At 62.5% G+C, this 14,728-nt stretch carries 15 protein-coding genes; 5 read left to right on the top strand and 10 right to left on the bottom strand.

The features are described 5' to 3' along the window. The first annotated feature begins 70 nt into the window (after positions 1-70). The gene (locus D3D02_RS09600) at positions 71-1,531 is read left to right on the top strand and encodes a DUF4397 domain-containing protein (protein ID WP_121569758.1); all 1,461 of its coding nucleotides are present in this window, start codon (positions 71-73) and stop codon (positions 1,529-1,531) included. 424 nt (positions 1,532-1,955) lie between these two features. Here the strand turns inward: D3D02_RS09600 and D3D02_RS09595 are convergent, their stop codons facing one another. After that, a complete protein-coding gene (locus D3D02_RS09595; RefSeq protein ID WP_199723053.1) occupies positions 1,956-3,083 on the bottom strand; it encodes a metal-dependent hydrolase in 1,128 nt (375 codons plus the stop codon). Between the two features lie 34 nt (positions 3,084-3,117). Between D3D02_RS09595 and D3D02_RS09590 the strand changes: the two genes are divergently transcribed. Further along, positions 3,118-4,272 (top strand): aminotransferase class V-fold PLP-dependent enzyme, encoded by a 1,155-nt coding sequence (locus D3D02_RS09590; RefSeq protein ID WP_233560627.1) that lies wholly within the window; start codon positions 3,118-3,120, stop codon positions 4,270-4,272. Between the two features lie 19 nt (positions 4,273-4,291). On the opposite strand, the gene D3D02_RS09585 is transcribed toward D3D02_RS09590, so the two are convergent. The 4 genes from D3D02_RS09585 to D3D02_RS09570 form a co-directional block, all read right to left on the bottom strand. Then, on the bottom strand, positions 4,292-4,765 hold the full coding sequence (locus tag D3D02_RS09585) for a low molecular weight phosphatase family protein (RefSeq protein ID WP_121569757.1): 474 nt from the start codon (positions 4,763-4,765) through the stop codon (positions 4,292-4,294). A gap of 28 nt (positions 4,766-4,793) precedes the next feature. Beyond that, positions 4,794-5,954, bottom strand: a complete 1,161-nt coding sequence (gene arsB / locus D3D02_RS09580; protein WP_121569756.1) for an ACR3 family arsenite efflux transporter — start codon at positions 5,952-5,954, stop codon at positions 4,794-4,796. Further along, a complete protein-coding gene (locus tag D3D02_RS09575; protein WP_121569755.1) occupies positions 5,947-6,345 on the bottom strand; it encodes a metalloregulator ArsR/SmtB family transcription factor in 399 nt (132 codons plus the stop codon). Before D3D02_RS09575 ends, arsB begins: the two co-directional genes overlap by 8 nt. Positions 6,346-6,481: 136 nt before the next feature. Then, positions 6,482-7,162: an MBL fold metallo-hydrolase gene (locus D3D02_RS09570; RefSeq protein ID WP_158599348.1), complete on the bottom strand. Its 681-nt coding sequence runs from the start codon at positions 7,160-7,162 to the stop codon at positions 6,482-6,484. Positions 7,163-7,344: 182 nt separating this feature from the next. Between D3D02_RS09570 and D3D02_RS09565 the strand changes: the two genes are divergently transcribed. From D3D02_RS09565 to D3D02_RS09555, 3 genes are all read left to right on the top strand, one after another. Then, positions 7,345-8,340 (top strand): CapA family protein, encoded by a 996-nt coding sequence (locus D3D02_RS09565; protein ID WP_121569753.1) that lies wholly within the window; start codon positions 7,345-7,347, stop codon positions 8,338-8,340. Between the two features lie 573 nt (positions 8,341-8,913). Then, positions 8,914-9,468 carry a hypothetical protein gene (locus D3D02_RS09560; RefSeq protein WP_121569752.1) on the top strand — a complete coding sequence of 185 codons (555 nt, stop codon included), beginning with the start codon at positions 8,914-8,916 and terminating at the stop codon, positions 9,466-9,468. A 138-nt stretch (positions 9,469-9,606) separates the two neighbouring features. Then, the gene (locus D3D02_RS09555) at positions 9,607-10,353 is read left to right on the top strand and encodes a hypothetical protein (protein WP_121569751.1); all 747 of its coding nucleotides are present in this window, start codon (positions 9,607-9,609) and stop codon (positions 10,351-10,353) included. Between the two features lie 41 nt (positions 10,354-10,394). Here the strand turns inward: D3D02_RS09555 and D3D02_RS09550 are convergent, their stop codons facing one another. The 5 genes from D3D02_RS09550 to D3D02_RS09530 all read right to left on the bottom strand — a co-directional run bounded on the left by D3D02_RS09550 (position 10,395) and on the right by D3D02_RS09530 (position 14,628). Beyond that, positions 10,395-11,018 (bottom strand): hypothetical protein, encoded by a 624-nt coding sequence (locus tag D3D02_RS09550; protein WP_121569750.1) that lies wholly within the window; start codon positions 11,016-11,018, stop codon positions 10,395-10,397. Positions 11,019-11,275: 257 nt separating this feature from the next. Beyond that, a complete protein-coding gene (locus tag D3D02_RS09545) occupies positions 11,276-11,950 on the bottom strand; it encodes an ABC transporter permease (protein ID WP_121569749.1) in 675 nt (224 codons plus the stop codon). Positions 11,951-11,952: 2 nt separating this feature from the next. After that, positions 11,953-12,957 (bottom strand): ABC transporter ATP-binding protein, encoded by a 1,005-nt coding sequence (locus D3D02_RS09540; protein ID WP_121569748.1) that lies wholly within the window; start codon positions 12,955-12,957, stop codon positions 11,953-11,955. Continuing rightward, positions 12,954-13,637, bottom strand: coding sequence for an ABC transporter permease (locus D3D02_RS09535; protein WP_121569747.1), 684 nt, complete (start codon positions 13,635-13,637; stop codon positions 12,954-12,956). Before D3D02_RS09535 ends, D3D02_RS09540 begins: the two co-directional genes overlap by 4 nt. A 10-nt stretch (positions 13,638-13,647) precedes the next feature. Then, positions 13,648-14,628 carry a glycine betaine ABC transporter substrate-binding protein gene (locus tag D3D02_RS09530; RefSeq protein WP_158599347.1) on the bottom strand — a complete coding sequence of 327 codons (981 nt, stop codon included), beginning with the start codon at positions 14,626-14,628 and terminating at the stop codon, positions 13,648-13,650. Positions 14,629-14,728 lie beyond the last annotated feature (100 nt).

Genomic DNA, 14,728 nt, shown 5'->3' with positions numbered 1-14,728 from the left:
GGGATGTGAGCGAGATTTTAGTCTGAGTTGCGAAAGAGATTATTTTACTGTCATTCCTCGGTTGAGTTGGATGTCATCAGACACCCCACGCACCACTCGGAGACGCGTCTTGCTCGGCATCGGTACCGGAGCCACCGTCGGCCTCGCCGGTTGTAGCGGTAACAGTGATCAGGGCGGGACCGAGACGGCGACGTCCACCCCGACGGAGACGCCGATGCCGACTGAGACGGCCACAGAGACACCCGAGGAGACGCCGATGGGCTCCGCGATGGTCCGCGTCGCGCACCTTTCGCCGAACGCGCCGAACGTGGACGTCTACGTCGACGAGTCGGCCGTGCTCGAAGACGTTCCCTTCGGAGCGGTCAGCGAGTATCTGGACGTTCCAGCCGGTGAGCGTCAAGTCGAGATCACCGCGGCCGGCGACCCCGACACGTCGGTGTTCTCGGGCCCAGTTACCGTCGAGGATGGGACGGCCTATACCGTCGCGGCGATCGGCGAAATCGGCGACGGCGCAGACCAGATGTTCGAGCCGCTGATCCTCCAGGACGACAACTCGGACCCCGGCGGCGACACCGCCCGGGTCCGCGTGGTCCACGCCTCGCCCGACGCCCCCGCTGTCGACGTCACCGTGGCATCGAGCGGCGACGCGCTCTACGACGGGGTCGCCTACGGCCAGTCCGGCTACGTCGAGGTCCCTGCTGGCGAATACACCCTCCAGATCCGCGGCGACACCGACGGCAACGACGGCGACGTGGTCGCGAGCTTCGACCTCGATCTCGCCGGCGGCCAGGTGTACACCGCGTTCGCGGCGGGGTATCTCTCCCCGGACGACGAACCCGCAGACACTCCGTTCGACCTCGTCGTCGCACAGGACACCGAGAGCGGGACAATGAGCGACGGGATGGACGATCCAGCGATGGTCCGCGTCGCGCACCTCTCGCCGAACGCCCCGAATGTAGACGTCTACGTCGACGGGTCGGCCGCGCTCGAAGACGTCCCGTTCGGTGCCGTGAGTGGCTATCTCGACGTCCCCGCCGGGACGCGAACGGTCGAGATCACCGCGGCCGGCGATCCTGATGCGTCGGTCTTCGCGGGCGACGTGGGCGTCGAATCCGGACAACCGTACACGATCGCGGCGATCGGTGAGATCGGCGACGGCGCGGATCAGATGTTCGAGCCGCTGGTCCTCCAAGACGACAACAGCGCCCCGGACAGCGGGATGGCCCGGCTCAGGGTCGTTCACGCCTCACCCGACGCCCCCGCCGTCGACGTCACTGTCGCGGCCGGTGACGTACTGTTCGACGGCGTCGCCTACGGTGGATCCGGTTACGTCGAGGTTCCCGCTGGCGACTACACGACGCAGATCCGGGGTGACACCGACAGCAACGACGGCGACGTCGTGGCCGAATACGAGGTGAGTCTGAGCGGCGGCCAGGTGTACACCGCGTTCGCGGCGGGGTATCTCTCCCCGGACGACGAACCCGCCGACACTCCGTTCGACCTCGTCGTCGCCCAGGACACGATGGCCTGAGAGGCATCCATACGCTGCTCGTGGGCGGTAGCGAGGCTGCCCGCACGCAGTAGACTTTTTAACTCGAATCGTATCGAGGCCGGCTATAGTAGCGTTTGCAATTGAGTACACAGCCAATCGCACGACTGCGTTCGATTCGGTGCGTGAAGACGTGCAAACGCTACTATAGAATCGGATCGGGTCGGATTCGCGTTCGACCGGTCTCGAATCGCCGCGCTTCGGCCTCTATGTGCGAATACTTCTCATCCCAAATTCTGGGGTACTGAGGGCGACAGTATACACAAGACTTTTACTCGTTTCGCTAAATTCTCAAATACGGTCACGGGACGACGCCTCGACGGGCGCACGGGTAGGGGTACTTGGGCGAACGTCGACCGTCATCCCGATGGACATTTTTCGGACCTAACTCGAACAGCGGCGCGTCTCACAGCCAGAGCGACACGTAGACGACGACGTATCCGATCAGCGCCATCGTCGTCCCCGAGAGCCCGGTCGCCCCGAATGCGAACCCGGCACGGACGTCGCCTGCGGTTGGTCGCCGACGCAGCGATGCGACCGGCGTCGACCGGTACCACGAGAGTCCGCTACAGACGACTCCGACCGCCAGAATCGAGAACACGAAGTGATACGACACCGCAAGTGTCGGCGGGGCCAAGACCAGCGCGAGCGCGCCGTAGCCCGCTCCGAGCACTGCACTCCGGTCGTAGAACGTCCCGAGTGATCGGTCGGTCACCCGCACGACCGCGAGCGCGGCCAGCCACACGGCCGCGAGTTCGATCGCGAACGCCCCCAGCAAGTGCATCGTCGGATCGGGATGTAAGACGACGCGGCTTTCGATGACGCCAACCTCGAATGGGTACAGGAACTGCGGTGGCTGGCCGGTCACGAGATCCCCCCACGGATGCGTGAGGAGCCCGGCGGTCGCCGCGAGCCCGAGCAGCCGTGGCGAGAGGTCCGTCTTCCGGCGACTCAGCGCCGTGACCGCGACGCCGGCGGCGACGAAGGCGCCCATCACGACGGCGCCGAGTGCGCCGCTTGCGACGATCGAGACGGCGACGAGCGCGACGAGCAACACGGCGCTCGCGACCCGCGCACCCCACGCTCGCCGTCGACTCGTGACGCCGTCCGCCGTCCGCGCCCGAACGGCCCAGAGGCCGAACGCCGGCCCTGCGACGAGCGCGACGAGCACCGAGTGCGTCATCGACCGGTGCACGCTGTTCGCGGCGTCCCAGAACGCCGTCGGGTTCACGCCGCTGCCGAACAGTTGCCCTCCGTCGAGGGCGACGACCGCGTACACGACGTCGACGTCCGGGAGCGCCGCGAACGCGCCCGTCGCCGCGCCCAACAGCAGTGCCTGCCGTGTCGACCAGCCTCGCCACTCGGCGAACAGCACCGCGAGGGCGAACGCGAGTAGCGCGTGGCCGACAAACACGTTCGAATCTCGGGGGCCGCGAAGCATAAGCGTCTCGCTGGTCTCGTCGACTGGTAACGATACACTACCGACGCCGCCGAAGGGGCGGACACCGCGCTCTCGGCGGCGGGTGACGACCAATCCTCTAAGTGCGGCGGGTGTGAACGTCGCGGCGATGACTACGCCTGCCGACGTTCCGGCGATGACGACGCCCGCCGACGTTCGCGCGTCCGTTCCGGTCTTCGACGACGTTCGATATCTCAACACCGGCGCGAGCGGGCCCAGTCCGCGTCCGATCGTCGAGGCCGCACAGCGGGCGATCGAGACCCACGAGTGGGACGCTGCGGACGATCCGGGTCCCTACCCCCACGCCTTCGGCCTGTACGAAGACACCCGCGCCGACGTCGCGGACTTTCTCGGTGCCGAAGACCACGAAATCGCGCTGACCCAGAGCACGACCGACGGCATCACCCGCATCGCGTCGGCGATCGAGTGGGACCCCGGCGACGTCGTCGTCCGGACTGACCTCGAACACCCCGCAGGGATCCTCCCGTGGAAACGTCTCGAACGCCGCGGCTGTGAGGTCCGCGTCGCGCCGACGGCCGAGGGCCGCATCGATCGCGACGCCTATCGCGACGCCGTTTCGGATGCGAAACTCGTCTGTCTGAGCGCGCTGACGTGGAACTACGGGACGCATCTCCCCGTCTCGGAGTTGGTCGAGGAAGCCCACGACGCCGGCGCGCGCGTCCTCGTCGACGCCGTGCAGGTCCCCGGCCAGTGCCAACTCGACGTGGCCGAGTGGGGTGCCGACGCAGTCGCGATGGCGAGTCACAAGTGGATGCTCGGCCTCTGGGGTGCGGGATTCCTCTACGTCGACGGGGACGTCGCCGAGGATCTCCACCCGGGACAGATCGGCTATCGGAGCGTCGAGGACGCCAGCGCGTCCGCGTACGAACTGAAACGCGGCGCGCCGCGGTTCGAGATCGGAACCACCAGCCCCGCGCCGTACGCCGCACTCTCGGCCTCGATCGATCTGCTGACTGACGTCGGTCTCGACACGATCGAATCGCACATCGAGGATCTCGCGACGCGTTTCGTCGAGGGCGTCCCCGAGGACCGACTCATCAGCCCCCGCGACCCCGAATCCGGGCTGGTGACGGTGCGCGTCGACGACCCGGAATCGACGGTCGAGCGCCTCCGCGAGGAGTACGACGTCGTGATCCGATCGCTGCCCGACCCCGACGGCGCGGTTCGGGCGTCGCTCCACGTCTACAACACGACTGCGGACGTCGATCGACTGTTGCGCGGACTCGAAGCGACCGGCTGGTAAGATCGCCACACTGCCGCGCTCAGACCCGCTTCTGAATCTCGTCGAACAGCTCGGACACCCGCGCCTCGATCTCGTCGCGGATCGCCGCGACCTCCTCGGCTGGCCTTCCGTCCGGGTCGTCGAGGTCCCAGTCCCTGTTTTCGCCCGCCCAGCCGGCCGGGCAGACGTCGTCTGCGGAACAACCCATCGTGATCACGTAGTCGCTCCCCTGGGTCTCCTCGAACGTGATCTCCCGAGGCGTCCGCCCGGCGACGTCGAGGTCGATTGCGTCCATCGCCCGAACGACCTCGTCGTGGACGTGTTCGGCGGGTCGCGTCCCGCCGGTTATGACTTCGACTTCTCCATCGAGCCCTCTGTTTTCGATCTCGCGCTGGCCGAACGCGTAGGCCATCTGAGAGCGCCCCGCGTTCTGCACGCAGACGAATGCGATCCGTGTCGTTTCTGTTCTGCCCTTCGGTGCCGCAGGTGTCTCGGAGGTGGATTGCTGGGTCATTGGCTTCGTGTCGTCTCTTTGTTCACTGTCAGTCGTTCTCGGAGGGCGCCCCGGTGCTCGGAGCGCTCAGGCTTCCGGTCTCGAATCCATCCCAGTCGAACCGACGCTGGAAGTACAGCGCGACGTTGACCAGCGCGAGCAGAACCGGGACCTCGATGAGTGGCCCGACGACCGTCGCGAACGCGACGCCGGAGCCGACGCCGAACACCGCGACGGCGACGGCGATGGCGAGTTCGAAGTTGTTCGAGGCGGCCGTAAAGCCGATCGCCGTCGTCGTCGAGTAGTCCGCGCCGATCCCGCGGCCCATCCCGAAACTCACGAGGAACATCACGACGAAGTAGATCGTCAGCGGCACGGCGATCAGCAGGACGTCGCCGGGCGCGGCCACGATGTTCCCGCCCTGCGTCGCGAACATCACGATCACGGTAAACAGCAGCGCGACGAGCGTCAGCGGGTCGATCAACGGGACGAACGACTCTTCGTACCACTCGCGACCCTTCGCCCTCGTTCCGACGTAGCGCGTGAGGAACCCGCCGACGAACGGGATCCCGAGGAAGACGACGATGGCTTCGACCACCTGCATCGGCGTAATGTCGAACGTCGTGATGCCGGCGACGAGCGACTCCATTCCGAGCAGCGGCGGCAGAAACAGCGCGAAGAACCAGACGTAGACGCCGTAGGTCACGATCTGAAAGAGGCTGTTGAACGCGACGAGTCCAGTCACGTACTCGGTCGACCCCTCGGCCAACTCGTTCCAGACGAGCACCATCGCGATGCAGCGCGCCATCCCGATGAACACGAGCCCGAGGAAGTACTCCGGCCGCGCCGGCAGCCCGGGGACGAGGCCGCTGAAGAAGACGACCGCCAGCCCGAACATCAGCGTCGGGCCGATGAGCCAGTTCTGCACGAGACTCAGCCCCAGCACCCGCCAGTTGCTGAACACGGTGGGCAGCCGTGAGTAGTCCGCTTTCGCCAGCGGCGGGTACATCATCAGAATCAGGCCGATCTCGACGAGGTGGAAGTCCTGGATCGGCTGCGTGACGCCCGGTGCGACGTACCCGAGACCGACGCCGGTCGCCATCGCGCCGAAGATCCAGACGGTGAGATACTTGTCGAGAAAGTCCATTGACCGCGGATCGCCACAGCTCTCACAGTCGCAGTTGGGGCCGTGCTCGTGGGCGTTACTCATCGTTCACGCACCCTTCGAGGACTGTCACGAGCGCGATCGCGCGGTTCGTCGCGCGGTACTTCTTCCAGCGGCCGTCCTGCCGATCAGAGACGAGGCCAGCGTCGACGAGTTTCGAGAGCGCGTGACTCAGACCGCTCTCGGTGACGTCTGTGACGGCGTTCAACTCACAGACACAGAGTTCCTCCTCTGCGGCGACGAGCGTCCGCACGAGCGTGAACCGCGTCTCGTTCGCGAGCGCGGAGACGATACTGAGCTCAGCATCGACGCGCGCCTCGCCCAGCGCCGCCTCGAGGGTTCCCAGTTCGTCGAGTCGCGCGTCGACGTCTTCGCTCCGACACTCCCCGAGTTCGTCGTCGAGGTATCGCCGAAGCCGTTCTGTTGCTTGTGCCATTGCACTCCAATTGAGAGATTACTCAATTAGTTCTTCCCCTTCGAAGGCCCAACGCGGTAAATAGATCTATTTGCTCTACATAGAACTGGGTAATCGGGCCATTTTGGATTTGAAAAAGATTGAGAAAACGTTCAAATCAATTCTCGGCTCTTGCTCCCACGTCGTCTTCGCCGACGACGAGTCCCGTGCCGCATCTGACGGTCGTGTCGGGAAACCGCTCCGTGATCTCTTGTTTCTTCTGTGTGCAGTGGCAGGGCGAGACGAAGCCGAGTCCGCGAAGCGCTTCCAACTTCGCGAAATCGTGGAAGCCGCCCATCACGCCCACGACCGCTGCAGTGTCGCGAGCGGCGTCGAGCAGGGATCCCAGCCCAGGATGTGCGCACCCGGTCAGGAGTACCGCCCCGCGTTGGAACCGACAGACCAGTCCCTGCTCGCTGATCTCCTCGCCGACGGCGCCCGTCGTGACCACGCCCTCTCGTACCTGCGTCGACTCTCCGGCAGCGATCACGTCGACGGTTTCCGGAACGGACTGCGAAACCGTCGTTGCGAGCGATTCCGTGGGGACGACCACGTCGACTTCCGGATTCTGCTCGACGACTGCGGGGAGTCCGCCGACGTGATCGTCGTGGCCGTGCGAGAGCACTACCGTGTCGATGTCGGTCGGTGTCACGTCGAGCGCAGCCATATTCTCGCCCAACGCGGCCGCGTCGTCGCCGGTATCGAACAGGACGTCGTCGCCGACGAGTGCCGAGAACCCCCAGCCGGTATGCACGCCCGTCCGTGCTCGTTCGTTGTCGTACAGCACGGTGATCTTCATTCGAGTTACTCCCTCACCCACTCCTTCGGTCGCGCCCCGCATACTGTTTCCCCCGCTCAGTCTGCTGTCTCTCCACGCCGAACCCGCTACCAGTTCGGCCACTCGACCGCCTCGGGTAGCGTCGCTGCCTCGTTTCGCGGTCGTCAGCAGTTTTACACCTTCGATCCGAACTAGTCTGTGTGATGTCCCTCCGGATCGGGCTGACGGGAGACGTAATGCTCGGCCGACTCGTCGATGAGCGACAGTGGACACGTCCGGTGGCTGCCGTTTGGGGCGATCTACTGGACACGCTCTGCGACCTCGATGGGCTCTTCATCAACCTCGAGTGTGCGCTCTCCGCTCGCGGTGAACCCTGGCGACGGACGCCGCGCGCCTTCCGCTTTCGGGCGGATCCGGACTGGGCCGTCCCCGCCCTCGACCGCGCTGGCGTCGACTGCTGTGCTCTCGCCAACAACCACGTCCTCGACTTCGAGGAGAGGGCACTCCGTGATACGCTCGATCACCTCGACGACCAACATATTGCCCACGCCGGCGCTGGGCGGACGCGTGAGGAAGCCTTCGAGCCGGCACTGGTGTCGGTACGCGATCTCGAAGTCGCGTTCATTTCGCTCACCGACAACACGCCTGAGTACGCCGCGACCGAATCGTCGCCGGGGACGGCCTACGTCGTGATCGATGCTGACGACGAGAAGAGCCGGGCGACCGTTCAGGAGACCTTGGAGCGTGCTCGAGTGCACTCACCGGACCTGTTGATCGTCTCTCTCCACTGGGGGCCGAATATGGTCGAACGGCCGCCCGAGTCCTTCCGCGAGTTCGCTCACTGGCTCGTCGACGAGGGCGTCGACGTCGTCCACGGCCACAGCGCGCACGTCTTCCAAGGAACCGAGGTGTATCAGGGACGACCGATTCTATACGACACCGGTGATTTCGTCGACGATTACGCCGTCGACTCCCGACTCCGGAACGATCGGAGCTTCTTGTTCGAACTTTTCGTGTCGCAGACGGGCGAACTTTCGGAACTGCGGTTGCGTCCGACGGAGATATCCGACTGCTCGGTACACGAAGCCAGCCAGGAGGCGGCCGAGTGGAGTCGCCGACGGATGCGTGACCTCTCGTCCCCGTTCGGAACCACCTTCGAACTGGACGGCGACGACATAGTGCTCGATCTGTCCCGGTGAGAAAAGCGGACCCGAACCGGGCACGTCCCATCTCCCGCTCGGTTGTCCCGGATCACTGTCTTTCGATCCGATCTCGATACTCCAACGGGACGTTGAGAATACGGCAGGTATAGCGGGGCTGTGATGCGTGGTTTCGGCCGAATCTGGTACGCAGAAACTGCTTCGAATCAGGCGTTCCGAACTCTGAGCAAGCCCGCTATCGATACTCCGAGATCGTCCTTCTGCCCTCCAAAAATTTGATATAGCGATATATAATTTATCAGTTCGTGGGCGGCCACGCCCCGAATACTGTGTTGTATAGTTGTCTGCCCGGGACATCTACACAACAAAAATAGACAGATATGCTATATATTTGCTCTATCAGCCGAAATCGACGTGCTTCGAACCACCTGCACACGGAGCTCGCGGCTTTCTCCGGTGGTACACACGGCCACGCAACGGTCACCCAATTCGGCGATCCAACGGAGGCTGATACGTCCTTCTGTACAGCTTCTGTCCCATCGAGACGCCCGCCCAGCCGACGTCCAGACGCCGGAGAAGTCATACGTCTCCCCGATGTAGGCCCTCGAAGAGATGGCACGAGGCTCCGACACCGCCCGGCTTCCGCTCGAACCGCTTCGTCGACAGGTGGCAGACGCCACCGGCCGCTCGGCGTCGTTCATCGACGTCACGGGCGTCGAAGTGGACGGTAACGCCCTCGAAGTGACGTTTCAGACGCCAGACGAAGACGTTCCGGTCGCGGACGTCGTCGTCGAAGGGCCGAACGGACGCACCGGAACCACGCCGGTCCGACTCGACACCCCATCGGGAGTGAACGTCTTCGGCGAGTTGCTACGGATCGAATACGCCGGTCGCGACGCCGAAACGGACGAGATCCTCGTCTCCGTCGACCAGCAGGTCGGTGACGACTGGCGAACCCTTCTCGGGTGCGGGCAGATGTGGGCAGTACAGACGTCACACCGGGGCGAGGACGTCACGATCACGTGTCACGTGGAAACGCCGTCGGATCCGGACGACGAGGACGGCGACACGGCAGAACCCGAGACTGGTCCTACAGGGTCCGCCGCCGAATCTGACGCGGACGCTGGCTCGGCCGACGACGGCGGTCTTCTCGACCTCGACCGGTAGTTCGCACTCCCGTGCCGACCCTTACTCGCCCGCGTCTTTTTTCCAGTAAGAAGCTCTTACTGGATGGTAGTAAACCATTAACCGCGATACGGAATGGCCCGTCGACAGAATCTTGTGCCGGTCTCGATGACTGCACGTATGGTCTCTGCGCCCTCCGGCAGCGTCCTGTTCGGTAGCGTCCTCGCTTTGATTGGCGGTCTCGTGTTCGCGTTCAGCGCCCGATACGTCTGGCGTGCCACGGCGATTCATAGAGCGCGCGACGTGTCGTCGCTGGCCGATACGCCACCCGGCACGCTCGTCCGCGTGTCGGGGACGGCGAAACAGGCCAGTGACCTCCTGACGGCCCCATTCAGCGGGCGCGACTGCCTTGCCCTCCGCTACGCTGTCGAGGAACGTCGCCTCAGCCCGGGGTTGCTCCCCTGGTTCGTCACACTTCACGAAGCGGCCGGCTCGGATGCGTTTCGGGTTCGAACGCCGGAGACGGTCGTCGATGTCGTCGCACCTGCTCACACGGTCGTCCTCGATCGGGACGTCGTCGCGACGGTTCCGATAGACGGCGATCTCCCCGACCGGATCGCGCGCTTCGAGGACACAACCGCCGCGCTTCCCGTGGCGACCTTCTGGCGCGATCCGCCGTCGCTCCTGCGTCCGCTCGTAGCCACTCTCTCGTTGGGGACGCGCCGCTACACTGAGCAGCGAGCCGTTCCCGAGGCGACTCTTACGGTCGTCGGCCGCGTCACTGACGACGATGACGGCATCGACCCGCTGATCGTCTCGGATACGACTCCCACAGCAACGGTCTTCCGGATGGCGAAAACAGCCGTTGCTGGCGTTTCGATCGGGATACTCGCTCTCGGAGTCGGGCTCACCGTCCTGTTTCTCTAACAGATAGTGGGCGGCGCGAAATCCATACCTATAGCGAGACGTCAGCCAACGATCTGCGAAATGGCGATCGCTTCCCGATAGTTTGCGATGGCGAGGAGGAGGTACCCTCCCGTGAGGACGGCCCACTCGCGGCGGGTCAACGTCCAATCGCCTGGCGATCGGATCCGCTCGAACTCCTCACGCCATCGCGGCCCGGACTGTTGGTGCCACAGCATCACGCCGCGCGTCGCGACTACGATAGCGATCACGGCGGTGATCTCCATCGGACCGCTCCGGTCGACGAGGACCGACAACGACGGCGCGATCCGTGCGCCGCTGCCAACGGCTAACGACCCGGTACCCCAGACGACCCCGTACTGTGGTGCCTGGACGACCACCACGACGTATCCGAGTGGCGTGTTCACCGAGCGGAACGTATTCGCGCCGATGGCGACCAGAGTGACACCGACGTTCCACGCGAAGAGTGTCAGAAACTCCCGCCAGACGCTCCCAGCGTAAGGGATAGATGCCCCCGGATTCGAGCCACGGAGAATCCCGACCGGGAGGACGTAGTAACTCCCGACCCAGGCAGCCGTGAATACGACCGCGACGACGCTCCAGAGGGCGACGAATCGAACGACGACATCGTCGTGGTTGACCCATCTCCCGACTGTCTCGAGAGCCATCGGCTCGCGTCGAACTGTCGGCTGAAGCGAACATAAAGGTGAGCGGAGATCTCCGTCTTTGCTGTCCGGCTCACTACCCCACAGCACATCCGTGCGATTTGCCCATCCACTAATTAAGACAAAAATAAATACATATATTATAAGATATAATTTAGTAGAAGACGGTAAATAAATACATATTCAACGGGGACAAGAGAATTTATTAAATTTTATTCTGACTACATAAAATGCCACAAGCCGAAATTTAGAACGTTTAGCTATGTCGGAGCCTCTGAGGTCTGCTGTCCGACCTCACTCGTGTCGCCCAGCCGATTTTCTATCCGGCTGAGTGATACGTCGAGTGAAATCGCCAGCAGTGCCCCGGGGATCGCACCAGCGAGGATCTGCGGGTTGTTGAACAGCGCAATCCCGGAGATGACCCAATCGCCCAGGCCGCCGGCACCGATGAAGAAGGCCAGATACGCGTTCCCGACGTTGATGACGGTACTCGTTCGGATCCCTGCGAAGATGACTGGCACCGCCAGCGGTAGCTGTACTTTTCTGAGAATCTGATTTTCGGTCATCCCCATCCCGCGGGCGGCCCGAACTGTGTCCTCTTCGACTTCCTCGATGCCGGTGATCGTGTTGATAAGGATCGGCAACAGGCCGTAGACCCACAGTGCGACGAAGCCTGCCCGGATTCCGATCCCGACGATCGGGAACACGAGTGCGATTACTGCCAACGGCGGAATCGTATGAAAGACGTTCGCGATCTGGAGCCCGTACCGCTTCAGCGTCTCGTTGCGGGTAGAGAGGATGCCGAGCGGGACTGCGACAGCGATCGCGGCTGCCTCCGCGACGAAGACCAAGAACACGTGCTCTCGCAACAGCTGGAGAAACGTCGAGAAGTTGGCAAACAGGTAGTCGATCGCCGCGATGAGTATGTTGCTCATAATCAACTCGAGAGCGTTCGCTTCAGGTTCGTTTCAGTGATCACACCGACGACTTCGTCACCGTTCGTTACGGGTACGGATTCGGCATTCCCCTGGTATAGCTTAGTCAGTGCCGAGTGCGTGGTGTTGTCCCGATCGACGGTGAGGTATCCCTCGCCGTTCCGGGCAAATTCGTGTTCGCTATCGTTCAATTCGGTGAGTGACAGTCCCGCCACGTCGACGTCGGTTTCCATCACGTCCCCGACTTTCATAAATTTGAGTTCCTTGATCAGTCGATCCGATCCGAGGAAGTTCTCTACGAACTCGTTTGCGGGGTTCGTCAAGATCTCTTTCGGCGTGTCGTACTGGACGATCCCACCGTTGTTGTAGATCGCGATCCGATCGCCCATCTTGAGCGCTTCGTCGATGTCGTGGGTTACGAAGAGGATCGTCTTGTCGATCTGATTCTGTAGCTCGAGGAACTCGTCCTGCAGTTTCTCACGGGTGATCGGGTCGAGCGCCCCGAACGGCTCGTCCATCAGCATCACGTCCGGGTCCGCAGCGAGTGCCCGGGCGACTCCAACGCGTTGCCGCTGTCCGCCCGAGAGGTTTCGCGGATACTGGTCCCGATACTGCTCTGCGGGGAGGTCCATCAAGTTTAGCAGCTCGTCGACCCGGGAACGGATTCGCTCGTCGTCCCACTCCAGTAGCCGGGGCACGACGCCGACGTTCTCTCCGACGGTCATATGATCGAAGAGCCCGATCTCTTGGATTACGTAGCCGATCGAACGTCGCAGGTCGATCTTGTCGATGTCTGCGATCGCTTGCCCTTCGAACCTGATCGTCCCGTCCGAGCAGTCGATCAGCCGATTCACCAGCTTCAGCGTCGTCGTCTTTCCGCAGCCGGAGGGTCCGACGAAGACCGTCGTCGTCCCCTCTTCGACGGAGAAATTGATCTCTTCAATCGCTACTGTACCGTCGGGGTACACTTTCGTGACGTCGTCGAACTCAAGTATTTGCTCGCTCATGTAACCACCTTCCAGATCGTGTCGGTCACGATGGACCGCTCGATGTCTTCACCGTTCCGCAGCCGAAACAGTTGCTCCAGTACGCCAAAGCCGTAATCGAAGACGAGGGCCATCGCCGAGAGAAACGCCGTCGTTACGACAATCATCGCGACGTCCCGCTTCCGAATGCCTTGGAAGATGAAGTCCCCGAGGCCCCCCGCGCCGATGAACGCACCGATCGCTGCGACCCCGACGATGATGATGACCGCGTTTCGGAGACCGGCCATAATCACGGGTAAGGCGTTCGGGATCTGTATGTAACGTAATCGCTCCCACCGCGTCATCCCCATCCCGCGACCTACTTCGACGGCAGCGTCGTCGACCTCAGTCAGGCCGATGTAGGTGTTCCGGACGAGGGGCAACTGAGAGTACAGCACCAGTGCGAAGATTACAGGAGGTGATCCGATTCCGAGAACCGGGATGAGTAATCCGAAAAGCGCGATGCTCGGAACTGTCATTGAGATGCCCGCCAACCACAGCACTACTGACGCAGCACGATCGTCGAACGTGATGAGTGTGCCCAGCGATATCCCGATGACGATGGCGATCGCCATCGACGTCAGCACGATCTCGGCGTGCTGTACCGTCAACTGGACGAGTTCCCCCCAGCGATCGATCAAGAACCCAATATAGTCTGGCATTGTGCGCTCGCTACAGGACGTCGTTCGTCTTCAAATAATCTTCCGCAACGTCGGCGGCCGTCGCGTCGGTATTGGACACTTCGAGCACCATTTGTTGGAGCTCCTCGGTCGTGAGCGGTTGCGCTGCCTCGTTGATGGCTGTCTCGACTGACGGATTCTTGTTGATGATCTCGTTACGGATGATCGGTGCGATGACTGATGCGGAGAAGTACCCCTTGTTGTCTTCGAGAGTCTTGAGGCCGTACTGATATATCTGCGGCTGTGACATCCAGCCCGTCGTCGCGACGGCGTCGCCAGAATTGAGAATCTGGTAGTTCAGGCCACCGTATCCCACCTTCTTGACGTTGACCTTGTTCCACTTCTCCTGCGGAATATCGTATTCTTTCAGGAGGTTAGGTAAGCCGTCCTGTCGTTCCGCAAACTCGGCGTACGTGACGAATGTGAAATCTGTACTTTCGTTGCGGATGTAGTCGGCGAAGTCGGAGATGCTCTCGATCCCGTGCTCTTTCGCCCAGTCGGGGCGGGTGATAATCGTCCAGACTGCACTAGCCTGCGTCGGCTCGAGCATCGTGAGGTCGTGTTTCTCCTCGATGAGGCTCTTGACCTCGTTGTACATCTCCTCGCGGTCGTGGATGACCGAGTCCTTCCCGTGGATCTGATTCCACTGGGTGTTCGAGTACGTCCAGTAGTGGTCGATCTCCCCGTTTGTCAATGCGCGCCACACCTGGGCCGTCCCTCCAAGGCCCGTCTCGTCAACAGGTTTCGCGTTCTGTGCCTTCGCGGCGATGGCCTTCTTTGCGATCTCGCCGAAGATCTCTTGCTCTGAAAACCGTTTCGATCCAATGGTCACGGAGACCTGCTGTGGGCCGCTGTCGGTCGCACTTCCGCCTTCGGTGCTCCCTCCTCCACTCGTCTCTGTCGTACTATTCCCACCCGAACAGCCGGCGAGGCCAGTGATGCCGGCCGTACCTACGATTGCTCCTTTACGCAATAGCGAACGACGAGTTCCTCTCATTGCTAACACCTTCCAAACGAGTACTCAGTATATTGCTACTTAAGTTTTTATATTATGATCTTTAGTTATCATCTCA

This window comes from Halobellus sp. Atlit-38R, assembly GCF_003665925.1.
Lineage (GTDB): Archaea > Halobacteriota > Halobacteria > Halobacteriales > Haloferacaceae > Haloquadratum > Haloquadratum inordinatus.
This window is presented reverse-complemented; position numbering and strand designations above follow the sequence as displayed.